Here is a 22,984-nt window from a genome sequence, read left to right on the forward strand (position 1 = left end):
TACAAACCGCTGACTTTTTCTCCCTCACCCCTCCTCTGGGCCCACCTGGCCTCATCGTACTCAATCCACCTTATGGTCTGCGCATGCAGAAAAAAAACGAAGCCGAAGCCCTGGCAAAAAACCTGGGCCCACAGCTTTCGGCAAAGTGGCGAGGATGGAAGGCTGGAATCATACTGCCCCAGAACACCGCTTTTTCTCCTCCGAAAGGTCTCCGGATCCGGGCCTTTCGCCACGGTGGCCTTGCCATGCATCTTTTCTCCGGGCTTCTTCTCTGACACGCCACAGGAACAAGGCTGGATCCGGAATCAGGGGAAATCTCCTGGAGAAACCATCTTTTTTATGCTCAGGCCTGTTCTTCCAGGGCTGCCAGCAGGTTTTCCGCTTCCTCGGGACTGCGCACAAGATCCGTGGGGTAGCCTGCCTCAAGGCTTCCTGTTTCAAACTGCACATGCTCCGGAAGGGCCTGACGCCGCTCAATCCGGATGGCCCGGACAATACCCGCCCTTTTCAGACAGCGCTGTACCTGGAGGATCACTTCTTCTCCGGAGTCGCCCACACGCCGATACTGCCGCAGATCTGTCACACAGGTAAAACCCGGCGAAAGTTGAGGCAGGATATCCTCAATCTCCGTAAGAAGATTCAGAATTTCTCCGTGGGACTCCAGAATACCGATGGTAATGTACAACCGATTTTTTTCTACATCCGCTCGAATGGAAAACATGGCAACACCGCATGTCGTGGTTGAAAAAGGATAGGGAATCTAAAGAACTCCCACGCCTTTTTTCTTACCCTATTGCATCGCACAAAACAAGGTTCATTTTGAAAGAATTTGTTTCAGGCGTATGAACAACAAGCCAAGCGTGACAGGGCAGGCTTCCGGCCCTATGCGGCCTTCGGGATCTTTTGTGCAGGACACCCCCCTCCGGCCAGTCAGTCTTTCCGAACCTCCACCTCACTCAGCCCCGGAGGCGCATACTTGACCCGCAGGCGCAGGATGCGGTTGCCGTCCATGGTAAGAACCGTAATCACATAAGACGCGATGACAAAGGTCTGATTCTCCATGGGAATGCGGCCGATATGGTGGAGGAGAAATCCAGAGAGGGTATCATAGTCCGGAGATTCCGGCAGGGCTTCCGGGAATACCCGGTTGGCATCCTCCACCGCAATCTTGCCCAGCACCACCCATTCTCCGGCAGCCACCTCCTTCACAAGATCCTCATCCTTGTCGGATTCATCGGAAATTTCCCCCACAATCTCCTCAATCACATCTTCAAGGGTCACAAGGCCGCAGACTCCGCCATACTCATCCACCACAATGGCCATGTGCTGCTTGCGTATCTTGAACTGGGCAAGGAGGGTGTCAATTTTTTTGGATTCGGGTATGAAATAGGGTTTTCGCATGACCTCCCGAAAATCCGGCAGACGGCCGTGGGTGGTCTGAAAACGGAAGATATCCCCCACATGCATCACCCCCACCACCTCATCCAGATTTCCATCAATGAGAGGAATACGGGAAAAACCCGAGGCAAGAATCTGGTTCAAATCCACCTTTTCCTCCAGATCCACCACGAACATATCCCTTCTCGGCGTCATGATCTCATCTGCTGAAATATCATCAAATTCGAAGATATTACGAATCAGATCCTTCTCCTCTTCCTTGATCTCTCCCTCCTTTTGCCCCACCTCCACAATGGAGAGGAGTTCTTCTTCTGTGACGGTGGGCAGACGCTCCAGACGTCCCGTGAGAAGGGGAATGAAATCCAGAAGCCAGATCAGGGGAAAGCAGAGAATGGAAAACCAGTGAATGGGAAAAATCACCATGCGGGCAATGAAAAGATTGTTCCGGGTCGCCAGGGATTTGGGCAGAATTTCCCCGAAAATCAGGATCAGAATGGTCATGATCCCTGTGACAATGCCAATGGCGTGGCTTTCAAACTGCTGGATGGCCAGGGCTGTGGCAATGGCGGACGCCCCGATATTTACCATATTATTGCCAATTAGAATGCTGGCCAGAAGCCGGTGGGGCTTTTCCTTCATCCGCAAAATGAGCTGATCCGCCCGTCCGCCTTCTTTGGCCATATGGTGGGCGCGGGCGCGGGAAATGGAAAAGAGAGCTGTTTCCGAACTGGAAAAAAAACCGGAAAGCATCAGAAAAACAAGTAAAAGGATGGTAAGGGACAACATGAATCGGGCTCCTTTGGCAGGGCAGGAACCACAGCCTCCTTTCGGATAAATTTTTTTCGTGTCCTGCAAGTCCAAATGTGTGAGGACGCATGTGTGGAATAATAATTCCTGCCCTCAGATTCTGCAAGCACCTTTCCATTGCGCTTACTCAGGCTTCCTGATATTTTTTGGATTTGCATCCTGAAAAACCCAAGCCTCGGAAGCTATTATGCTGAAAAAAATACCTTTTCTTGCAATCGTTTTTCTGGTTACCCCCCTCTGCTCCGCCAGATCCGCAGATGCGTCTGCCCCAACCTCCCCCACAACCGTATCCGCCTATTTTGAAAATGATACGATTTTCGGCACAGACCGGGACTATACCAACGGCATCCGCTTCAGCTATGCCTCCGCTCAGGTGCCCTTCGCCTCTCCGGCACTGACCGAAAAAGTGCATGCCCTCATCGACCGCATCCCCCTTGTGGGGGAAGGCACGGACGACCGTCTTTTTGCCTTAAGTTTCGGTCAGAACATCTACACCCCCCAAGACACCCTGAACGAGGCCTACACACCGGATGAAAGGCCCTACGCGGGCCTCAGCTATCTGGGGTTCGCTCTGATGAAACGAAGCGCATGGCGCTTAAGTTCCTGGGAAATCGGGCTGGGTCTTGTGGGAAAATATTCCATGGCCGAAGACACCCAGCGCCTTATCCATGAATGGCAGGGCTGGGACCAGCCCAAGGGGTGGAAGCATCAGCTGAAAAACGAGCCTGTGGTTCAGCTTTTTTACAACCGCAAATGGCTTCTCGCCTCAGGGGAAAACCGGCATGGACTGGGAGTGGATCTGATTCCCAGAGTGGAATGGGGTATTGGCAATGCCTTCACCTATACGGGATGCGGAGCGGAACTCCGCTTTGGCTGGCATCTGCCCAAGGATTTCGGGAACGGACACATCCGGCCTGTGACGGAAACCCATCTGCCCGTAGACACGGAGGATCCCAGACTGAAACCCCCCTTGCAGCGCATGGGGATCCATGCCTTTGTGGGCGCATCCGGATCCCTTGTCCTCCGCAATCTCCTTCTGGACGGCAACACCTTCGCAGACAGCCCCAGCGTCGCCAGGGATCCCTGGGCTGGGGATTTCTCCTGGGGACTGGGCCTCATTGTCCACCGTTTTAAAATCATCTACGCCCGTATCCACAGAACACGGGAATACAAAGCCCAAAAGGACCCCCAGAGCTACGGGGCCATCAACATCTCTTACACCTGGTAACCTCAGGCATTGCCTCGCATCAGGAAATCCTGCCCTCCTCCACGCCGTGGCAGGCCACAAACACGCCAGAGCCCCCCGCAAGCAGCTGGGGAACCTCCCTGCGGCAGCGCTCATTGGCATAAAGACAGCGGCCATGGAAAACGCATCCTGAAGGCAGATGGATGGGGGTAGGCACCTCTCCCTTAAGCTTGATATGCGCAGGCTTTTTCTGTCCCAGTCTCGGAATGGCCGATAAAAGAGCCCGGGTATAAGGATGACGCGCCGTTTCAAAGAGATTGGCCGCAGAGGCCAGCTCACAGAGGGTGCCGAGGTACATCACCGCCACACGGGTTGAAATGTGGGCCACCACGGAAAGATCATGGGTGATCATCATATAGGTCAGCCCCCGCATTTCCTGGGCTTCCATGAGCAGATTCAGAATCTGGGCCTGAATGGATACATCCAAGGCGGATATGGGCTCATCGGCCACAATGAACTCCGGATCCACCATCAAAGCCCTTGCAATGGACACCCGCTGCCGCTGGCCTCCGGAAAATTCATGGGGGTAGCGCTCACCCCAGCGAGGGTTCACCCCCACCTGCTCCATCACCAGGGCCACCCGATCCTGCACCTCCCCTTCGGATATGGACGGATGATGAAAACGTAAAGGTTCTTCCAGAGTCTGCCTTACGGTCATGCGGGGATTCAAAGACGCATAGGGATCCTGGAAAATCATCTGCATTTTGCGCCTGTGTACCAGCATTTCACCACTGTCCAGGTGATCAATGCGGTCTTTTCCATAGTAGATTTCACCGGAATCCGGGCGATACAGCCCCATCACCGTACGCGCCAGAGTGGATTTGCCACATCCGGATTCCCCCACCACACTTAAGGTTTCCCCCTTTTCAAGGGTGAGGCTCACATCATTTAAGGCATGGACCCGCGTTTTCTCAAGGCGGGGACGAAGCCCCTGAAACCGCAATTGATCTAAAAAGCCCCCTGAAATATCAAAATGCTTCACCACCTTGTTCAGGGTGAGAAGCGCAAGATTTTTACCCATTCTCATTTCCTTCCCCATGCCCGGCCGGAAAGCACGGCTCACTCTTTTTTTCCGGAATCTCTCCCACACGATGACAGGCCACCTGCCGCTGAAAAGCCCCCCGCTGCCTCAGCTCCGGCGTCTCATGTCGGCAGAGATCAAGAGCCATCTCGCACCGGGGGTTAAAGGCACAACCCTCGGGAATGGAAGAGAGGTTGGGCATACTTCCGGGAATCTGGTAGAGACGCACACCGGCCTCACGGCTTCCGGGAAGGGCCCGGATCAGGCCCTTTGTGTAAGGATGCTGGGGATTGGCCACGATGTTTTCCGTAGAACCCATTTCCACAATACGGCCCGCATACATGACAGCGATCTTCTCCGTCACCTGGCTGACCACGCCAAGATCATGGGTGATGAGGATCATGGCCATCTTCTGCAGTGTGCACAGCTCCAGCAGAAGATCCATGATCTCCGCCTGTATGGTCACATCCAGGGCTGTGGTGGGCTCATCGGCAATGATGAGATCCGGATCCGTGAGAAGGGCAATGGCAATGACAATGCGCTGGCGCATGCCGCCTGAAAACTCATGGGGATACTGGCGCAGCCGGGTTTCCGGAGAAGGAATGTGGACGGCTTTGAGCTTTTCCACGGAAAGGGCTTCCGCCGAAGCCCTGGAAATCTTGCGATGGGCCATGAGGGTTTCGACCATCTGATCCCCGATGGTCATCACCGGATTCAGAGTCATCATGGGATCCTGGAAAATCATGCTGATGCGGTTGCCCCGCACCGAACGCATTTCCGCAACAGAGAGTCCTGCAAGATCCCGGCCCCGGAAAAAAATCTGGCCTCCGGCGATATACCCAGGCTTACTGATGAGGTTTAAGATGGAAAAGCCCGTCACGGACTTTCCCGCACCGGATTCGCCCACAAGCCCCATGCGCTCGCCCCGGTCCAGGCTAAAGCGTATTTTGTCTATGGCGGTGAAATCTCCGGAGCGCAGAGCAAAGCGCACCTCAAGATCCCTGACTTCAAGCAGATGTTCCATCGAAAATCATCCCTTATAAAGCTTGGGGTTGAGCACATCCCGCAGCCAGTCGCCCAGAAGATTGATCACCAGCACCACCAGCACAAGCAGCATTCCGGGAAAAAGGGTGATCCACCAGGATCCGGAAAAAATATACTCAAAACCGGAATTGATCAGCGAGCCCAAAGAGGGCCGGGTCACGGGCATGCCCAGGCCAAGAAAGGAGAGAGCCGCCTCACTCATCACCGCATTGGCCACCTGCACCGTGGAAATCACCAGCACAGGGGAAAGGGTGTTGGGCAGAATATGACGGAACATGATCCGACCCGAAGGCAGACCGATCACCCGTGCGGCTTCCACGTATTCCTTACCCTTTTCACCCAGAACGGAAGCGCGCACAGTCCTTGCGTACTGGGGCCACTCCGCAAGGCCGATGACAAGAATGAGAATGGGCACGGCAAGCTGCTCGTAGCGCCCCACGCCAAAGGCGGCCTGAAAAATGGCAGAAATGAAAATGGCCACCATGAGGGTGGAAAAGGAAAGCTGCACATCGGCAAGGCGCATGAGAAAGGCATCCACCTTTCCCCCTGCGTATCCCGAAACAAGACCGATGAAAATCCCCAGAACAGCCTGAAGCAGCACAGCGCCGATACCGATCAGAAGGGACACCCGCATGCCGTACATCATGGTGGACAAAAGATCCCTGCCCTGAATATCCGTCCCCATCAGAAAACGGGCTTCCCCCTCCTCCATCCAGGCCGGAGGCAGGTTGGAATCCATGATATCAATGGTGGTCGTGTCATAGGGATTATGGGGAGCCAGCCAGGGCGCAGAAAAAGCCATGATCATCAAAATCACAAAAATACCGAAGCTTGTGAGGGCTACCCGGTCTTTTCTGAAGCTGTAAAAAAGGTAGGATTCTTTGAATCGTTGCCAGTGTATCATCTATTTCCTGCCTGAAATACGAACCTTGGGGTTGACGATGCCATAGAGGATATCCACAAGGGTGTTCACCACCACAAAGAGAAATCCCACCACCATGAGATAGGCCACAAGAAGGGAGGTATCGGCCCGCTGAACGGCCTCCAGAAACATAAAGCCCATGCCATGCCACTGAAAAACCGTTTCCGTGAGTATGGTGAAGGCAATCATGGTCCCGATCTGTACCCCTCCCACGGTGATCACAGGAAGCAGAGTGTTTCTGAACCCATGAACGAACCAGACCCGAAAGGGAGAAAGCCCTTTGGCGTGGGCGAACTTCACATATTCAGACTCCAGCACCTCCATCATTTCCGAACGAATGAGACGGATAAAAAGCGGCAGCATGATGGAAGAAAGGGCAATGGAGGGCAGAATCAGATGAAGCCAGCCATCAACGGTGAGCATACCCGTCTGCCAGCCGCCTATGGACACCAGATCCCCGCGACCATAGGAAGGCAACCAGCCCAGGAGAACGGCGAACACATAAATCAGTAAAATGGCCGTAAGAAAAACCGGAATGGATACGCCCACAATGCTGCCACCCATGATCAGCCGCGAAAAAAAGCTTTTCGGCCGGATGGCTGCATACATCCCCAAAGGAATGGAAAATACCACAATGATCAGCCCCGCGCAGAAAACCAGTTCCAGGGTCGCTGGCATTTTTGCAAGGATCACGTCCAAAGCCGGTTTTTTAAAGAAAAAAGAATGCCCCAGATCCCCCTGCAGAACCCCCTTTAAAAAACGAACATACTGCACAAAAAAGGGATCGTTCAATCCCAGCTGGTCCCTGAGGGCCTCCCGCTCCGCAGCCGAGACACTGACCCCCACCAGATCCCGCACAGGATCTCCGATCTGCTGGCGTATGGAAAAACCCAAAAAGCTGATCACCAGCATAACGAAAGCCGCCTGGGTGATCCGGCGTATAATGAATGCAAACATAAGAAACCCGAAGGGATTGAAGTTGATGAACCCGCCCGTAAAAAACAAATTTTTACCACAGGGGGCCCAGGGCCCCCTGTGGTATCGTTCCGTCTTCCAGGCGCCGTTGCAGGACAGCCCTTACTTCACGACAAGATCTCCGAAGTAGGGGAAATCCATGACGTTGACGATTTTTTCCGTTTCAAGGTTCTTCCTCGATGCCCAGGACAAATCCTGCCAGTGCAGGGGAACAAAGGCGGCGTCGTCATAAAGGATCTGCTCGATCTCCCGCAGCATGGCGTTACGCTTTTCAAGATCCGTCTCCGTCTGACAGGCCAGGGTGAGGGCGTCCACCTTGGGGTTGCAGTAGTTGCCGGAGTTGTACTGTCCGTAGCCCGTCTCTTTGCTGGGGCACATGGCCAGATATTCGGTGAAGTTTCCGGAATCCTCCGTGTCCGAATGCCAGCCGATGAGCTGGATATCCGCCACCTGGGCGTCAAAGGCGTCCCAGTACTGGGCCTTGGGCATGGTCTTGAGATTCACCTTGATATTGATGCGGGAAAGCATGGAAACCACGGCTTCAGCGATACGGGCATCGTTCACGTAGCGGTCGTTGGGCGAGATCATGGATACCTCGAACCCTTTTTCATAACCCGCTTCCTTCATCAGCCTCCGGGCTTTTTCCAGATCATAGCGGGGTTTCAGGTTCTCGTTATAGCCGGAGTACCCTTTGGGGCTCTGCTGCGCCGCGACCGTCGCCCTGCCCCACATGATCTTGTCCACGATGCCTGCGTTGTTCACGGCGTAAACAATGGCCTGACGCACCCGCACATCCTGAAACTCGGGACGACGCTTCTGGTTCATCTGGAGGGTAATGATGCGGGTACCGGACATGGTGACCAGCTTCACATCCGGATGCTGATCAATGCGGTCCTGATCCTGGGGAGGAACCGGCACAATGAAATCCACGTCACCGGACAGCAGCGCGGCCACACGGGTAGCATCGTTTTTGATCGGAGTCAGCACCATTTTGGTGACATTGCCGGGCGAAGTCTTGTCCCAGTATCCGGGAAACCTTTCAAATACCGTACGCACCCCATGCTGACGGAAGGTCACCCGGAAGGGGCCGGTTCCGGATTCATTGGCGTTGGCGAAGCTGGGTCCCGTCTTCACGATGGCGCCCTTGGGCTGGCCGCTTTCGTCAAGGCCGGAGTAAAAGGCACTGTCCATGGGAAAAATATACGTGGCCATGCTCAGCACAAGACCATAGGGCTTGCTGGTAATGATGTCCACGGTGTGGGCGTCCACAGGACGGGCTTCCACAAAGGTTTCAAAAAGACCTTTGAAATCCTGGCTTTCCTTGAGACGGGCCAGGGTCCACTGCACATCCTTGGCGGTGAAGGGATTGCCGGAATGGAAGGTCACATCCTTGCGCAGATGAAAACGCATGGTCAGCTCGTCAATACGCTCCCATTTTTCCGCAAGACGGGGTTCATACTTCATGTCCTGGGTCCAGCGGACCAGAGGATCGAACACCATATGGGAGTATTGCAGCATGCCCCCGGAAAGCTGGACATGGGGATCAAGGGAAACCGGATCCGAGTCAAAGGCCAGTTTGATCTCCTTGGCCAGGACAGGGCCCGCAATACAGGAAAACAGCAGTGCTGCAGCAAGAACAAGCCATCTCTTCTTCATGGTACCTCCGGACTTTTAGGTGTCAAACCAGGGGGACCCCATCAGAATCCCCCGCATTTCATTACGGATTTTCACCTATACCCTTTCATAAAAATTCGGTCAAGGAGAGATGAGCGCTTTCCGCCATCCAGCCGGATCCGGTCTTTCCGCCCCGAACCGGACCATTCGAAACATTTTTAGACAAAAAAGCACTGCCTCCCGCAGGCTTTTGCACCAGGCCCACGGGAGGCGGGCTCTTTCCAAAAAAGTGTTGAATTCCTTACAACCTTGGGCTAGTTTTTTTCACCCTCTTTTGGAGAGCAAAAGACCTGGGATTTCGCCTTTATGGTTTCATTTCTTTTCAAAAAGAATCCACGGGCAATGTTCTCCCAAAGAAACAAACAAAGACCTCCAGGGTCCGGCAGATCATTGAGCTTGCAAAAAAGCTCAATCACATAGACTTATAACAGGAGACCAATCATGCTCAACTGGCGTTCCCCCAAATTTCCGGCTGTCCTCGCCACCGTGCTGACAGCCCTTTTTTTGCCCGTACTGGCCTTCGCCGCCGATGCCGGACACCATGGCGGCCCCCATCTCGATGGCGCCCTGCTGTCCGGCATCTGGGTCATTCCCTTTGCCTGCATGCTTCTGTCCATCGCCATTTTTCCCCTCACCATGCCCCATTTCTGGCATCATCATTTCGGCAAAATCTCCCTGCTCTGGGCCCTGGCCTTTCTCATCCCCTTCACCATCCAGTTCGGCTTTTCCCTGGCGCTTTACGAAACGGTGCACACCCTCTTTCTTGAATACATCCCCTTCATCATTCTGCTTTTTTCCCTGTTCACCGTGGCAGGCGGCGTCCGCCTGAAGGGCAGCCTCGTCGGCACGCCCCTGCTCAACACCACCATTCTTCTCGTCGGCACACTTCTGGCCAGCTGGATGGGAACCACGGGCGCCGCCATGCTGCTCATACGTCCCCTGCTGCGCGCCAACGCCCATCGTCGTTTCAAGGTGCACTCCGTGGTCTTTTTCATCTTCCTTGTGGCCAATATCGGCGGCTCCCTCACCCCCCTGGGAGACCCCCCGCTCTTCCTCGGCTTCCTCAAAGGCGTGTCCTTCTTCTGGACGACCATCCACATGTTCCTCCCCATGGTCATCCTTTCCGCAATTCTTCTCACCCTTTTTTTCATCCTCGATTCCGTTCTCTTCGCCAAAGAAGGCAAACCCATGCCCAAGGGCGAGGCCGCGGGCAAGGGAGAAAAATTCGGCATCGAAGGCACGGTCAATCTGCTGCTCCTTCTCGGCGTAGTGGGCTCCGTCCTCCTTTCCGGCATGTGGAACCCCCATATCTCCGTCACCCTCTACCATGTCCCCATTGAGCTGCAGAACATCGCACGGGACGTCCTCCTTCTCGTCATCGCCGGCCTCTCCCTCAAGCTTACCCATCCGGAAAGCCGCAAAAAAAACGATTTCAACTGGTTTCCCATTCTTGAAGTCGGCAAACTCTTTTTCGGCATCTTCATCTCCATGATCCCCGCCATCGCCATTCTCAAAGCGGGTGAAAAAGGCGCACTCGCCAGTGTCATCAACCTCGTTTCCCACAACGGGGAGCCCGTCAATCTGATGTACTTCTGGCTCACCGGCGTACTTTCCTCCTTCCTGGACAATGCACCGACCTACCTGGTCTTCTTCAATACCGCAGGCGGCGACGCGGCCCACCTGATGACAGACATGGCCGACACCCTCCTCGCCATCTCTGCAGGCGCGGTCTTCATGGGAGCCAACACCTACATCGGCAACGCCCCCAACTTCATGGTACGCTCCATCGCCGAAGATCAGGGCGTAAAAATGCCCAGCTTCTTCGGCTATATGGCCTGGTCCATCGGTATTCTTGTTCCCTGCTTTGTACTGATTTCCCTGATCTTCTTCTAAAAAAAGCCCGGCGGAACGACACGGGGCTTTCCCCTGTCTCCCGCCGGGCTTTTTTCCCAAAAATACCCAAGACGCCTATCTTCCGGCCTCCAGATCCAGCAGCAAACGCTTCCTCGCCAATCCGCTGCTGTATCCGCCCAAACCGCCGCCCGCAAGAATCACCCTATGGCAGGGAATGAAAACAGGCAGAGGATTCTTCCCGTTGGCCCGCCCCACAGCCCTTGCCGCTCCCGACTGGCCCAGCGCGAGGGCCACCTCGCCATAGGAACGGGTTTCTCCATAGGGAATGGCCTGAAGCACACTCCAGACCCGCCGCTGAAACACCGTCCCATCCGGCGCCAGAGGAAGATCAAAACAACGCAGCCTTCCATCCAGAAAAGCCCGAATTTGATCCCCCGCCTCACGCAGCAGCCCATGGCCTTCGCTTGGCACAAAAAAGGGCCCCGCTTCCCCTTCAAAAAGCAGAAAGCGCAGCCCCCTTTCGTCACACAGCAGACGCAGACCGCCAAGGGCCGTGTTCAGGCAGACGCCCTGCAACACATCGCCCTCCATGCCTTACCAGCCCCGCATCAGATAATCATGCATGCTGTCAGCGGCTTTCCGGCCAGCACCCATGGCAAGGATCACCGTAGCCGCTCCGGTCACAATATCACCGCCGGCCCAGACCCCCCGCATGGTGGTTTTGCCGTTTTCCGGATCCGCATCAATGTTCCCCCAGCGGTTGAGGCGAATATCCGGCTCCGAGCTGGTGAGAAGGGGGTTGGCACCCGATCCCACGGCAATGATGGCCAGATCACAGTCCATGGTAAAATCCCCGCCTTCCATGGGCACAGGCCTGCGCCTGCCCGAAGCATCCGGCTCCCCAAGGGTCATGCGTTCACAGGTGACGGTGGTCAGACGGCCCTCCCCATCCCCGTCAAAACGCAGGGGATTGGAAAGGAGGAAAAATTCCACACCCTCCTCCTCCGCATGGTGGGATTCTTCCAGACGGGCGGGCATCTCTTCCCGGGATCTGCGGTACACGATTTTCACGGATTCCGCACCCATGCGCAACGCCGTACGGGCCGCATCCATGGCCACATTGCCGCCGCCCACCACCACCACATTCCGACCTGTGGCCATGGGGGTGTCATAGGCGGGATCATAGGCCTTCATCAGATTGGCCCGGGTCAGGTATTCATTGGCCGAATACACCCCGATCAGATTTTCTCCGGGAATATTCATGAACCGGGGAAGGCCTGCGCCCACACCCACAAAGACCGCATCAAACCCCTCTGCAAAGAGCTCACTCACATCCACGGCCCGGCCCACCACCGTGTTGCAGGCGATCTTCACCCCGAGACTTTCCAGGGTTTTCACCTCCGCCTCCACAATGGCCTTGGGCAAACGGAATTCGGGAATCCCGTAGATCAAAACCCCACCTGGCTTATGAAAGGCTTCAAAAAGGGTCACGTCGTGGCCTTTCAGAACCAGATCCCCCGCCACGGTGAGACCCGCAGGCCCGCTGCCCACAACCGCCACCCGCTTGCCCGTGGCCGCCTTTTTTTCCGGCAAAGAGCCGTCGCCCTTTGCCCGCTCCCAATCCGCCAGAAAACGCTCCAGATTGCCGATGGCCACGGGGCTGCCCTTTTTCCCAAGAACACAGAGCCCCTCACACTGGCTCTCCTGGGGGCAGACCCTTCCACAGACCGCAGGTAGGGCATTCTTTTCCCAGATGGTGCGGATGCCTTCGGCAAACCGGCCCTCGCCAATGGCCTTGATGAACTGGGGAATGGGAACCCCCACAGGGCAGCCCTGAACACACTGGGGATTTTTGCACTGGATGCAGCGGGAGGCTTCGGCCATGGCCATTTCCTCCGTGTATCCCAGGGGCACTTCCAGAAAATTATGCCGACGCACACCCGCAGGCTGCTCCGGCATGGGCTGCCGGTCTTTGGCTGTCTTCTTTCCTTCCTGCATACCGATCCTCCGGATTCTTCAGGCCTGTTCCAGGGTTTTTGTCTGGGCATCCATGCGGCAGTGATGGGCCTCCATGGCGCTGCCTTCCTCTTTTTTATAGGCCTTGAGACGCTGGGCCAGGCCATCAAAATCCACCCGATGCCCGTCAAATTCCGGGCCATCCACACAAGCGAACTTCACCTTGTCTCCCACACTCACCCGGCAGCCCCCGCACATGCCCGTACCATCAATCATGATGGGGTTGAGGCTGACCAGGGTATGGATGGCTTCAGGCCGGGTCATCTCGCTCACCGCCTTCATCATGGGAACAGGACCGATAGCCACCACCAGATCCGGCCTGTCTTCCCCAAGAATCCCCTTCAGGGCATCGGTGACAAAGCCTTTTTTTCCGGTGGACCCGTCATCACTCATGGCAATGAAGACATCGGAAAGCCCGGCCATCTTATCCTTTAAGATCATGAAGTCTGCTGTCCGGGCACCAAGAATGGTGGTCACCCGGTTTCCGGCCTCCTTCATGGCTCTGGCAATGGGATGCAGAACGGCAATGCCCGTGCCTCCGCCCACGCAAACCACATGCCCCACCTTTTCAATGTCCGTGGGACGGCCCAGAGGGCCGATGAGATCCACATACCCCTCCCCTTCCTTCAGACCGGCAAAAAGAGCTGTGGATTTTCCCACCACCATGAAGATCACCGTTACCGTTCCTGCCTCAGGATCCGTATCCGCCATGGTCAGGGGAATGCGCTCCCCCGTTTCCGTAGCCTTTAAAATCACAAACTGACCGGGCCTTGCCTTGCGCGCCACCCTCGGAGCTTCGATCTCGTGGAGAATCACCGAAGATGCCACAAGCTCTTCCCGCCTTACGATCTTGAACATGGTTCCTCCTGTAAGAATATTTTCTTAAAGCTCTCTTACATAAACACAGGCGCTGCGGAAATCAAGTTTCAGGCCCCACAATTAAACACATGTTTAATAAGCAGCGCCCTTTTCCGCACTTTCCGTGAACCGTTTGCCCTCCTGCGGAGTCAGTGCTACAAGGGCCATGGTCTCCGCAAATCGGAGGCGTCATTCCACAGGATCAACAGAAGGAAAAGCCATGCGTTTTTTTGACAGCCACTGCCACATTGAAGACGAAAGGGCCTATGGCCGAGACCAGAAGGAGGTCATTGCACGGGCCCAGGATGCAGGCGTACGCTGCATGATGGTTGTGGGCATCACCCTGGAACGTTCCAGGGCCGCCATTGCCCTGAGCGAAGCCCACCCCGGCCTTTTTGCCAGTGTGGGGGTCCATCCCCATGACAGCGGAAGCTGTAACGGCAGCATCATCAGCGCCCTCACCACCCTGGCCCGCCGCACAAAGGTCAGGGCCTGGGGCGAGTGCGGTCTCGATTTCAACCGCATGCATGCCCCCATGGATGTGCAGGAAAAGTGGCTGGAAGCCCAGGTGGATGCGGCGCTAGCCCTGAAGCTTCCCCTCATTTTCCATGAAAGGGACTCCCGGGGCAGACTTCTCGATATGCTCCGCAGCATATCGCCCTCAGGGCTTTCCGGTGTGGTACACTGCTTCTCCGGAACCCTTGAGGAAATGAAGGGGTATCTGGATCTGGGGCTTCACATCGGCATCACGGGCATTCTCACCCACAAACAAAGGGGGGAGGAATTGCGGAGCATGGTGCGTATGCTGCCCGATGACGGCATCCTCATTGAAACGGACGCGCCCTACCTTACTCCGTCCCCGGAACGCAACCACCACAAGCGCAACGAACCTGCCTTTGTGCCCAGTGTGCTGAAAACCCTGGCTCCCATCCGGAAAACTCCGGAAAAGGAGCTAGCCGAGATCGTCTTCCACAACACCTGCGAACTCTTCCGGGTTCGTCCCGAAGAAATTCCCTAATTCTTACGCATTAAAACCGTGACCGCCTCTTCCAGTCCATCCAGGGAAAGGGCATACATGGGAAAAATCTGGCTGATCAGGTTAATGCTGGCCGTATACCCCCACATCCGGGGGTGTACGGGATTCAGCCACACACTGCGGGGAAAGGTTTCCGCCAGAAACTTCAGATTTTCAATGCTGGGCCGACCACTGCGATCCTGAATATGAATGGCTCCGTTACGGGCCATCAGCTCATAGGGAGCCATGCTGGCATCCCCTACGAAAATCAGCCGGGTTTCCGGGTCTTTCCTGGCAAAATCCATGATACGCACAGGCTTTCTGTATCTGTGGGGGTCTTCCCATACGGTGTCATAGATGGTGTTGTGGAAAAAAAAGGTCCGCACTTCCTTGAACTGGGATCGTGCATAATCAAAAAGGGTCTGCACCACATCCACGTAAGGATCCATGGACCAACCGCCATTATCAATGAACAGCATGACCTTGAGCCTGTCCCGCAGACTGCGGTCGAACATGATCTCAATTTCCCCTGCGTTTTTCAGGGTCTGGCGCAGGGTAGCCTCCACATTCACCTGGTCCCTGGGACCGACGGGCGCCATGTTCCGCAGCCGTTTCAGAGCCTCCCCCACCTGAGACTGGGTAAGGGGGCCGCTTGCGGAATAATCCTTGTAGCGACGCTCCCCAGCCACCTTCACCGCAGACTTGTTTCTGGAAACGCCCCCCACCCGCATGCCTTCGGGGTGATAGCCGGAATGGCCCACAGGCGAGGTCCCTCCGGTACCGATCCAGCGGTTGCCACCGTCATGGCGCTCCGTCTGATCCTTAAGGCGCTCCTTGAAATATTCGATGAGCTCATCAGGAGACAATCTGGCGATCTTTTCCTCATCCAGCCCCAGGGCCCTTGCGATCTCCTTGGGGTCTTTCAGCCATTCATCAAGGAGAGCACGCGCCATGGCCTCCAGTTCAAAACCCTCCTCCACGGAAAGCTCCACCCCCTCAAAATGATGGGCAAAGGCCTGATCAAACAGATCAAAATGCCGTTCACTCTTCACAAGGATGCTCCGGGAGGCCATGTAAAAATCGTCAAGGGATCGGATGAGCCCCATCCCCATGGCCTTATGCAGGGTAAGGAAGGCCGTGGGACTCACCGGGATTCCCACATTTTTCAGAAGATAAAAAAAAGCTACAAACATAGAGGTTTTCCTTCAGGGCCTGTTGACAATGCATTCCGGAAAGAAAAAAAACCTCCCCTCCGGAACGAACCCATCCTCCCAGGAATCAGAGTCCCTTCCGACGGTTCACAAGACGGGTCACCCGCTCATAGTCCGGGCTTTTCTTAAACAGTACCCCAAGAAAGGGAACCTGCCCCTTCACAAGATCTGCGGCCTTGAAATCCGGATCCGCATCCAGCGCCCGCATCCAGTTGATCAGCTCTCGGGTGGCAGGCCGTTTCTCAATGCCATCCACATCCCTCAGCTTATAAAAGGTTTCTATGGCGTTTTCCGCAAGCTTTGTATCCATGGCGGGAAAATGCACATCAATAATGCGCCGCATCATTTTCGGGTCAGGAAAAGCGATGTGATGGAAATTACAGCGGCCGAGAAAGGGATCAGATAGGTCCTTTTTAGCGTTGGATGTAATGATGATCACAGGCCTGTGGTTTGCTCGTACCGTTTCATCCACCTCTATGATATCAAACTGCATCTGGTCCAGGACATCCAGCATGTCATCCTGAAAATCCGTATCCGCCTTATCAATCTCATCAATGAGCAGCACCACACGCCTTTCCGCCGTGAACGCCTGGCCGATCTTGCCCATGCGGATGTATTCCCGGATATTGCTCACATCCCGTTTGGAATCCCCGAAACGACTGTCGTTAAGACGGGTCAGAGTATCATATTGATACAGGGCCTCGATGAGCTTCATGCTGGACTTCACATTGAGGATAGTCAGCGGCATGCCCAAGCTCTCGGCAATGGCGTGGGCCAACATGGTTTTACCCGTTCCAGGTTCCCCTTTCAGCAGAAGGGGCATTTCCAGGGCCATGGAAATATTCACAATACTGGCCAGCTCATCGTCAAGTACATACCGCTTTGCACCGGTAAATTGCACACCGGAAATTTTTTTCATCGTGTTTCTCCTTAAAGACCGTTTGTTTCAAAAAAATCCGGCATCTACAATGGGCAAAGCCCCGCCATTCGTCAAGGCCTTACTTGCACTTCTTACTGGATTTTCCCTCCCAAGGCCTTGGGCTCCCCAGGCAGAATGCGCTGCCCGCACACCTCACCCATTGCTCCTCCGGCCCCCAAAAAATAAAAATCTCCGTCCAAAATCCCTTCTTATCGGAGCCTCTCCTTCTGATCCTCATTGCACATCCCAACTTTGACAATTGACATGGGGCCGACCTTGGTGATAAGGGTCTGTGCTTGATAAAATAAAATTTCCTGCTGAAAAACCATAGACTTGAGGAGCTGTCATGTTTGGCATCGGCATACCGGAACTGATTATCATCCTTGTGATTGCCCTTGTGGTTTTCGGGGCCTCCAAACTCCCCGAAATCGGTTCCGGGCTCGGAAAAGCCATACAGAACTTCAAGCAGGCTTCCAAGACTGGCGAAACACAAAAGCCCGAACTAGACGAAAAAAACAAAAAAGATCCGGAAGCATAAAAAACCCTGCGGCGCCCAACTTTTCTGTGAGCACAAAAGTCATGGGGATAGGCCATTGACATCCGTTGCATTTAAAAGTATGCGTGCAAAGGATCATCGCTTCAGTTTATGGTCGGGGGTAAAATAAATAACCCCTGTAATACCCCGAAACCCTGACCATATCATTGGATCAGACTTTCAGTGAATATGCAGAGGCTGAAAAACATTCAGGTAAACCACAAAGGACCGGATACCTGGGGTCGTATCCCCAACCTGGCGGATTGAAGGGCTTTTCCTGACCCCGCACAAAAACCATAGTTTTTACCACGGCGTCTGTCGTGTCTGCATTGCTGGATTTTTTGTGTCCCCAGCGTTTCCTCATACGGTAACAGGAACACACAATTTTCAGTCTGCACCCAAAGTTCAGGTTTAAAAATCACCAAACCACCAAAAAGGAGAGATGGAAAATGCCACTGATTGAACGCAGAGACCAGGACTTCCTGCTGCACGAAGTATTCAACGTCAGCCAGTTCAGCGAGTTCGAGAAGTATGCGGACTTCAACAAGAAGACCTGCGACATGATCGTTACCGAAGCCAGAAACCTGGCCATCAAAGAAATCCTGCCCACCAACAAGATGGCAGACAAAGAAAACGGTCATCCCGATGCCGTAAAACTCATCGACGGTCAGGTAAAGGTTCCCCCCTCATTCCACAAGCCCTACAAACTCTTCTGCGACGGTCAGTGGCTGGCCATGTGTGACGACCCCGAATTCGGCGGTCAGGGCATGCCCCACCTTCTGGCCATGGCTGCCGGTGAATACTTCACCTCCGCCAACTGTGCCTTCATGATGTACCCCGGCCTGACCCACGGCTGCGGCAACATCCTTGCCACCTTCGGCACCGAAAAGCAGAAGCAGCTCTATGTGAAAAACATCTTCACCGGAAAATGGGGCGGCACCATGTGCCTCACCGAGCCCGTTGCCGGTTCCGACGTAGGCGCTCTGGTCACCAAAGCCACTCCCGTGGGTGACGGCACCTATAAGATTGAAGGCGGCAAAATCTTCATCTCCGGTGGCGACTCCGACATGGTCGAGAACATGGTACATCCCGTTCTGGCCCGTATTGAAGGCGCACCCGCAGGCACCAAAGGGATCTCCCTCTTCCTTGTTCCCAAGTACCGGGTCAATGACGACGGATCCCTGGGTGAATTCAACGATGTGGAAACCGTAGGCATCGAAGAAAAAATGGGCATCCATGGCAACGCCACCTGCACCCTGGCCTTCGGCTCCAAGGGCAACTGCATTGGCGAACTCATCGGCGAACCCAACAAGGGCATGAAGTACATGTTCCTCATGATGAACGAAGCCCGTCAGGGTGTGGCCATGCAGGGCCTTGGCTTTGCCACCGCCTCCTACTGCAACGCCATCCAGTATGCCAAGGAACGCATCCAGGGTCCCAACCTCCTGAAGGCCGTTCTTGAAGGCGACCTGACCGGTGTTCCCATCATCCAGCACCCCGACGTACGCCGCATGCTTCTGTTCATGAAAGCCTATGTGGAAGGCTGCCGCTTCCTGGTTTACTTCCTGAACAGCTGCTTTGACAAAGCCAATACCACGGCCGATGAAAAAGAAAAAACCAAATGGGAAGGTCTCATCGAAATCCTGACCCCCATTGCCAAGTCCTACTGCACGGACAAGGCCGTTGAAGTGGCCTCCACCGGCGTTCAGGTCTATGGCGGTTACGGCTTCATCGAAGAATATCCCCAGGCCCAGCACTACCGCGATGCCAAAATCACGGCCATCTATGAAGGCACCAACGGCATTCAGGCCATGGACCTTCTTGGTCGCAAACTCGGCATGCGCAAAGGCAAGCCCATCATGGATCTCATGGGCGAGATCAACAAAACCGTTGCCAAGGCCCGTGAAAACGGCCTGGAAAAAATCGCTGACAGCCTTCAGGCTGCCCTGAACAAGCTTGGTGAAGTGGCCATGACCATCGGTGCCGCTGCCATGAGCGAAAAAGCCCTGGACGCCTTTGCTTCCGCCACCCCCTTCTGCGAAGTTGCAGGTGACGTGGTTATGGCATGGGCATGGGCCGAGCGTGCTGCTGTAGCCAAGGCCGCCGTTGAAGGTGCCAAGAAAAAAGATAAGCCCTTCTATGATGGCCAGATCGCAACGGCCAAATACTTCTACGAGCAGCTTCTTCCCACCGCCATGGGCAAAATGGACGCTGTGAAGAACCTGACCGCTGCTGTAATGGAATTCCCCGAAGAAGCCTTTGTCGGGTAATCCATCATAGTCACGTAAGGTAAAATCATGAGGGGAGGATCCATCCGGATCCTCCCCTCTTTTTATGCTTAATTTTTTCCCCAAGAAATAAAAAAGGGGGAGCGAAAATCCCCCCCCTTCTACGTTCTTTCAAATCTAAAGCGCCTTAACGCTCATAGACCACGGCCGCCTCTGCACTACCCGCAGTGAACGTAATAACCGCAGCCCTTGGGGCAGGATCCGCTCCGGTGATGGCAACCCTGGAGGTGCAGGAACCCAAGGCGTTTGTGACACAAGAGGGCGCAGTCACATGGAAATCTCCTGTGATCATCTCAACATCAGAGGTAATCTGTACGCCCGGAATCGGAGTTCCACCTTCCGTCAGCGTAAGGACAATATCCCTGCTTCCTGCGATGTTTGTCGGTGCTACGGTCAGCTGCCAGAAAGGCTCGTCAGGACGACGATAGGTGACTGTCACCTCCGCATCTCCTGCGAAATATGTGATGTTGGCGGTATCATCTTTCAGCGCACCGGGTCCTATGGTCACCGTAGATACACAGGTGCCACTGATTCCCGTTGTACAGGCCGTTGCCTGAATGGCAAACGCTCCCTTTGTGATTTCCACCTGAGGAACAATGGTGACAAAGGGTAAGGGGATATCATCGCCTCCGTCTTCCAAGCCCAGCAAGATCTGCGTGCTGCTTTGAATAGTTTTGGGATTCACACGCAACTCCCAGGGCAGGATGGAGGAAAAGACCAGGGTCCCTTCATCCACAAGGCTGGCGCTTTCATCACTGCTGGTTGCCACAAAAATCAAGCGTGCAGATCCCACGGGCTGATGCCGGGTGTCCGCTGCAGGATTGGCCCCCAGGTGGATCGTGTTGGTATTGGCAGGGTAGACCAGTCGCAGTTCCGCAAGGCCATGCTTGGTCTTGACCGTTCCCTTGGTTGCCACAGGAGCGGCACCTTCCTTATCAATACCATAAACCATACCGCCCAAAAGACTGGCGCCCATGGCATAACGAAGTCCTGTCGCTCCATTAGCGTACAGCCTCTGGACATCCAGGCTTCCCGAACTGATATTGCCAGCCACAAAGCGGCTTTTGTCCTCTGCCCTGGCATTAAAGATCACCAGCCTGTCATTCGCCTCCACCATCCGGTTGATGCCATTGCGCAGGACCGATGCCGTTGCCAGATTCACCCCACCATCCGTATGGGAAAATTCCCTCAGATTCGCACTTTGCCTTGTGCGCCCCTGAACGCCGGATGCAATGACCGAATCCAATACCCCAAGATTCACAATCGTGCCATCGGGCACCGCATTCCCATAACGGTCTGTCACAATCAGACCCAGCTTCCGACTGTAAAAGCCCGGTGTGCTTTCCAAGCCATTGTCAGGTCCGTCATTTAAGTTAACAATGGCATCCCTGGAGACCGTACTCAAGGCAATGGTATGCGCTGGACCCGACGCAATGGATATCTGCCGCAGCACTGTCACCACCCGTGGGTTCAGGCTGGCACCCACTGCATCCACAGCCTCAACCTGTATTTCCACAATACCAGGCAGGGTTCCCGCCCGGAGGTTGAAGTTCGCATACCCGTCCTTGGTAATAATTGAAATGGCATCCGTGCTGCTGGCCAGAGTGCCACTGGCATTTTCTCCGCTGATCATCTCCCCGCCACTGGGACGTGCAAGGAACGCGATCCTCAGATTGTTGTAAGCAACATCCGGTACCCGGATGCCGGTTTCGTCCACAAGCTGCACAGTAACACCGGCATTGTCCGTTCTCCCCACGCCTGTTACCGCAATTTCATCATTGCTTATGGAGATCAGACGAATGCTGGCGGGAATCTGGGATCCCAGGGTTCCGAAACCAAGGGAAGCGGAGGCAATGGCCGGATAATCTGCCAGAGAAAGGCTTGCCGCGCCCGGCGTATTGGCCGAACGGACCTTGAAGGCAACACGGCCGGATGCAACTTTTAAGTTGTTTTCAATGACAGTCCCTGAGGATGCATAAAGCCTTACGTTTGTACCATCTTCAATGGGATTTCCATGGGCATCCGCGAGCACAATCGTAACCGTGGCTTCCGAAACCCCATCCGCCGGAATGCTTGCGGGCTGTACGGAAATAAGTGATCGCGTATTGTCCGGAGGCCCGGGAATGAAGGTAACGGTTTTCTCGTCCGCGTAACCAGAAACCCAGGCTTCTACCTGGGCGATACCCGTCCTCACCGGTGCCCGCAGCATGACCTCGGCAACACCGCTTGCGTCCGTATCATCTTCCTGGGCAACAAGGGTTCCCAGCGTTGTACTGAATCGAACCGTAAGCCCAGGAATGGGACGGTTCTGTGTATCCAACACCACAGCCCTCACCGCCCTTTGCCTTACCCCATCGGCAACGATGCTGCTTTCCGCCAGCGTCAGAGTCACCGAGCTCACCCTTGGGGCCTCTGCATTGACGTTAACGGTGATGTCCCGTGATATCTGATCATTGTTGGCCAGCTCAAAGCGGATAGCCTCTGTACCCATCTGAAGACCTGCGGTATAGGTCACGCGAACTTCACCATCCGCGTCCGTAGCCCCTGAAACGGCAGACAGCGTCCCTCCAATTGTGGGGTTGGTCACAATGGAAAAGCGCAGGGTCTCACCCGGTACAGGATTATTATGGGAATCCGTCACGCGGGCGGTCAATACCGAAGTTTCCCCTGCGTTGATGGTCGTCTGAGCTGCGGTCACACTGATCTTGTCTGGTGTTCCTGCAACCAGTGTGACAGAACCCGTTTTGACAACCCCTTCCGCAGAGGCTGTTATCACCGCAGTCCCCACCCGTGTACCGGACGTGAGCTGTACCGTCGCGATCCCTTCCGTACCTGTGGTTGCTGTTGCGGAAGATAAGGTACCCTGGGTTGTATGAAAGTCCACGCGCACACCTTGTAAACCAACACCTGCAGCATTTTTTACGGAAGCCCGGACCACAACGTTGCTGCTTCCATCTGCAACAACCTGACTTGCTCCCATGGTGACGGTCACTTCACTAACGACCTTGCTGTCCGATCCAGGCGTCCCTCCGCCCGACGTGTCCGTCCCCGTTTTTGACCCCCCATCATCCCCGCATCCTGCCAGAGGCAGAAACAAAAATGCCATCAGAAAAAGCACTGCCAGAAATTTGAATCTTTTTGCCGTCATGCGTGTGACATCCTTTCCCGAATATAGACTGTCCCTCTTATGCCAGGGATGAT

Annotated in this window: 18 protein-coding genes and 1 pseudogene; 6 read left to right on the forward strand and 13 right to left on the reverse strand. The window is 54.9% G+C overall.

Translation table 11 applies throughout. The features are described from left to right. A pseudogene (locus RBR60_RS05725) lies at positions 1-275 on the forward strand (hypothetical protein); the annotation flags it as partial. Between the two features lie 68 nt (positions 276-343). Here RBR60_RS05725 and RBR60_RS05730 read toward each other — a convergent pair. Together RBR60_RS05730 and RBR60_RS05735 are read right to left on the reverse strand one after the other, a co-directional pair. Further along, positions 344-721: a hypothetical protein gene (locus RBR60_RS05730; RefSeq protein ID WP_320354924.1), complete on the reverse strand. Its 378-nt coding sequence runs from the start codon at positions 719-721 to the stop codon at positions 344-346. Positions 722-930: 209 nt separating this feature from the next. Further along, positions 931-2,184, reverse strand: a complete 1,254-nt coding sequence (locus tag RBR60_RS05735; protein WP_320354925.1) for a hemolysin family protein — start codon at positions 2,182-2,184, stop codon at positions 931-933. A gap of 208 nt (positions 2,185-2,392) precedes the next feature. On the opposite strand from RBR60_RS05735, the gene RBR60_RS05740 reads away from it, so the two are divergent. Then, entirely contained in the window at positions 2,393-3,433 is a 1,041-nt protein-coding gene (locus RBR60_RS05740; protein WP_320354926.1) for a lipid A deacylase LpxR family protein, read from the forward strand. A 19-nt stretch (positions 3,434-3,452) separates the two neighbouring features. On the opposite strand, the gene RBR60_RS05745 is transcribed toward RBR60_RS05740, so the two are convergent. From RBR60_RS05745 to RBR60_RS05765, 5 genes are all read right to left on the reverse strand, one after another. After that, a complete protein-coding gene (locus RBR60_RS05745; protein WP_320354927.1) occupies positions 3,453-4,472 on the reverse strand; it encodes an oligopeptide/dipeptide ABC transporter ATP-binding protein in 1,020 nt (339 codons plus the stop codon). Further along, entirely contained in the window at positions 4,465-5,496 is a 1,032-nt protein-coding gene (locus RBR60_RS05750) for an ABC transporter ATP-binding protein (protein WP_320354928.1), read from the reverse strand. Before RBR60_RS05750 ends, RBR60_RS05745 begins: the two co-directional genes overlap by 8 nt. A 6-nt stretch (positions 5,497-5,502) precedes the next feature. Beyond that, the gene (locus RBR60_RS05755) at positions 5,503-6,420 is read right to left on the reverse strand and encodes an ABC transporter permease (RefSeq protein ID WP_320354929.1); all 918 of its coding nucleotides are present in this window, start codon (positions 6,418-6,420) and stop codon (positions 5,503-5,505) included. Next, positions 6,421-7,395: an ABC transporter permease gene (locus RBR60_RS05760; RefSeq protein WP_320354930.1), complete on the reverse strand. Its 975-nt coding sequence runs from the start codon at positions 7,393-7,395 to the stop codon at positions 6,421-6,423. A gap of 120 nt (positions 7,396-7,515) precedes the next feature. After that, positions 7,516-9,069 carry an ABC transporter substrate-binding protein gene (locus tag RBR60_RS05765; RefSeq protein WP_320354931.1) on the reverse strand — a complete coding sequence of 518 codons (1,554 nt, stop codon included), beginning with the start codon at positions 9,067-9,069 and terminating at the stop codon, positions 7,516-7,518. Positions 9,070-9,528: 459 nt separating this feature from the next. On the opposite strand from RBR60_RS05765, the gene RBR60_RS05770 reads away from it, so the two are divergent. Then, positions 9,529-10,980 carry a sodium:proton antiporter gene (locus tag RBR60_RS05770; protein ID WP_320354932.1) on the forward strand — a complete coding sequence of 484 codons (1,452 nt, stop codon included), beginning with the start codon at positions 9,529-9,531 and terminating at the stop codon, positions 10,978-10,980. Between the two features lie 75 nt (positions 10,981-11,055). Here the strand turns inward: RBR60_RS05770 and RBR60_RS05775 are convergent, their stop codons facing one another. Genes RBR60_RS05775 through RBR60_RS05785 form a run of 3 tightly spaced genes read right to left on the reverse strand, consistent with a single transcriptional unit; the run spans position 11,056 to position 13,815 of the window. Then, positions 11,056-11,520 carry a methylated-DNA--[protein]-cysteine S-methyltransferase gene (locus tag RBR60_RS05775; RefSeq protein WP_320354933.1) on the reverse strand — a complete coding sequence of 155 codons (465 nt, stop codon included), beginning with the start codon at positions 11,518-11,520 and terminating at the stop codon, positions 11,056-11,058. A 15-nt stretch (positions 11,521-11,535) separates the two neighbouring features. Next, positions 11,536-12,939, reverse strand: a complete 1,404-nt coding sequence (gene gltA, locus RBR60_RS05780; protein WP_320354934.1) for an NADPH-dependent glutamate synthase — start codon at positions 12,937-12,939, stop codon at positions 11,536-11,538. 18 nt (positions 12,940-12,957) lie between these two features. Then, complete coding sequence (locus tag RBR60_RS05785; protein WP_320354935.1) at positions 12,958-13,815, reverse strand: sulfide/dihydroorotate dehydrogenase-like FAD/NAD-binding protein; 858 nt, start codon at positions 13,813-13,815, stop codon at positions 12,958-12,960. Between the two features lie 220 nt (positions 13,816-14,035). On the opposite strand from RBR60_RS05785, the gene RBR60_RS05790 reads away from it, so the two are divergent. Then, the gene (locus RBR60_RS05790; protein ID WP_320354936.1) at positions 14,036-14,833 is read left to right on the forward strand and encodes a TatD family hydrolase; all 798 of its coding nucleotides are present in this window, start codon (positions 14,036-14,038) and stop codon (positions 14,831-14,833) included. On the opposite strand, the gene RBR60_RS05795 is transcribed toward RBR60_RS05790, so the two are convergent. Together RBR60_RS05795 and RBR60_RS05800 are read right to left on the reverse strand one after the other, a co-directional pair. Further along, the gene (locus RBR60_RS05795; protein WP_320354937.1) at positions 14,830-16,023 is read right to left on the reverse strand and encodes a hypothetical protein; all 1,194 of its coding nucleotides are present in this window, start codon (positions 16,021-16,023) and stop codon (positions 14,830-14,832) included. The genes RBR60_RS05790 and RBR60_RS05795 overlap by 4 nt on opposite strands. A gap of 85 nt (positions 16,024-16,108) precedes the next feature. Continuing rightward, on the reverse strand, positions 16,109-16,960 hold the full coding sequence (locus tag RBR60_RS05800; protein WP_320354938.1) for a MoxR family ATPase: 852 nt from the start codon (positions 16,958-16,960) through the stop codon (positions 16,109-16,111). 346 nt (positions 16,961-17,306) lie between these two features. Between RBR60_RS05800 and RBR60_RS05805 the strand changes: the two genes are divergently transcribed. Then, complete coding sequence (locus RBR60_RS05805) at positions 17,307-17,498, forward strand: twin-arginine translocase TatA/TatE family subunit (RefSeq protein ID WP_320354939.1); 192 nt, start codon at positions 17,307-17,309, stop codon at positions 17,496-17,498. 446 nt (positions 17,499-17,944) lie between these two features. Continuing rightward, on the forward strand, positions 17,945-19,765 hold the full coding sequence (locus RBR60_RS05810) for an acyl-CoA dehydrogenase (protein ID WP_320354940.1): 1,821 nt from the start codon (positions 17,945-17,947) through the stop codon (positions 19,763-19,765). Between the two features lie 145 nt (positions 19,766-19,910). Here RBR60_RS05810 and RBR60_RS05815 read toward each other — a convergent pair whose 3' ends face one another. Then, positions 19,911-22,931 (reverse strand): Ig-like domain-containing protein, encoded by a 3,021-nt coding sequence (locus tag RBR60_RS05815; RefSeq protein ID WP_320354941.1) that lies wholly within the window; start codon positions 22,929-22,931, stop codon positions 19,911-19,913. Positions 22,932-22,984 lie beyond the last annotated feature (53 nt).

The organism is Desulfobotulus sp., from assembly GCF_034006065.1.
In the GTDB taxonomy this organism is placed as follows: Bacteria; Desulfobacterota; Desulfobacteria; order Desulfobacterales; family ASO4-4; genus Desulfobotulus.

Coding starts and splice junctions, on each gene's coding strand:
- RBR60_RS05740 (WP_320354926.1), top strand. CDS start 2,393: ATGCTGAAAAAAATACCTTTTCTTGCAATCGTTTTTCTGGTTACCCCC.
- RBR60_RS05765 (WP_320354931.1), bottom strand. CDS start 9,069: ATGAAGAAGAGATGGCTTGTTCTTGCTGCAGCACTGCTGTTTTCCTGT.
- RBR60_RS05750 (WP_320354928.1), bottom strand. CDS start 5,496: ATGGAACATCTGCTTGAAGTCAGGGATCTTGAGGTGCGCTTTGCTCTG.
- RBR60_RS05790 (WP_320354936.1), top strand. CDS start 14,036: ATGCGTTTTTTTGACAGCCACTGCCACATTGAAGACGAAAGGGCCTAT.
- RBR60_RS05785 (WP_320354935.1), bottom strand. CDS start 13,815: ATGTTCAAGATCGTAAGGCGGGAAGAGCTTGTGGCATCTTCGGTGATT.
- RBR60_RS05800 (WP_320354938.1), bottom strand. CDS start 16,960: ATGAAAAAAATTTCCGGTGTGCAATTTACCGGTGCAAAGCGGTATGTA.
- RBR60_RS05730 (WP_320354924.1), bottom strand. CDS start 721: ATGTTTTCCATTCGAGCGGATGTAGAAAAAAATCGGTTGTACATTACC.
- gltA (WP_320354934.1), bottom strand. CDS start 12,939: ATGCAGGAAGGAAAGAAGACAGCCAAAGACCGGCAGCCCATGCCGGAG.
- RBR60_RS05795 (WP_320354937.1), bottom strand. CDS start 16,023: ATGTTTGTAGCTTTTTTTTATCTTCTGAAAAATGTGGGAATCCCGGTG.
- RBR60_RS05805 (WP_320354939.1), top strand. CDS start 17,307: ATGTTTGGCATCGGCATACCGGAACTGATTATCATCCTTGTGATTGCC.
- RBR60_RS05815 (WP_320354941.1), bottom strand. CDS start 22,931: ATGACGGCAAAAAGATTCAAATTTCTGGCAGTGCTTTTTCTGATGGCA.
- RBR60_RS05770 (WP_320354932.1), top strand. CDS start 9,529: ATGCTCAACTGGCGTTCCCCCAAATTTCCGGCTGTCCTCGCCACCGTG.
- RBR60_RS05735 (WP_320354925.1), bottom strand. CDS start 2,184: ATGTTGTCCCTTACCATCCTTTTACTTGTTTTTCTGATGCTTTCCGGT.
- RBR60_RS05745 (WP_320354927.1), bottom strand. CDS start 4,472: ATGGGTAAAAATCTTGCGCTTCTCACCCTGAACAAGGTGGTGAAGCAT.
- RBR60_RS05755 (WP_320354929.1), bottom strand. CDS start 6,420: ATGATACACTGGCAACGATTCAAAGAATCCTACCTTTTTTACAGCTTC.
- RBR60_RS05810 (WP_320354940.1), top strand. CDS start 17,945: ATGCCACTGATTGAACGCAGAGACCAGGACTTCCTGCTGCACGAAGTA.
- RBR60_RS05760 (WP_320354930.1), bottom strand. CDS start 7,395: ATGTTTGCATTCATTATACGCCGGATCACCCAGGCGGCTTTCGTTATG.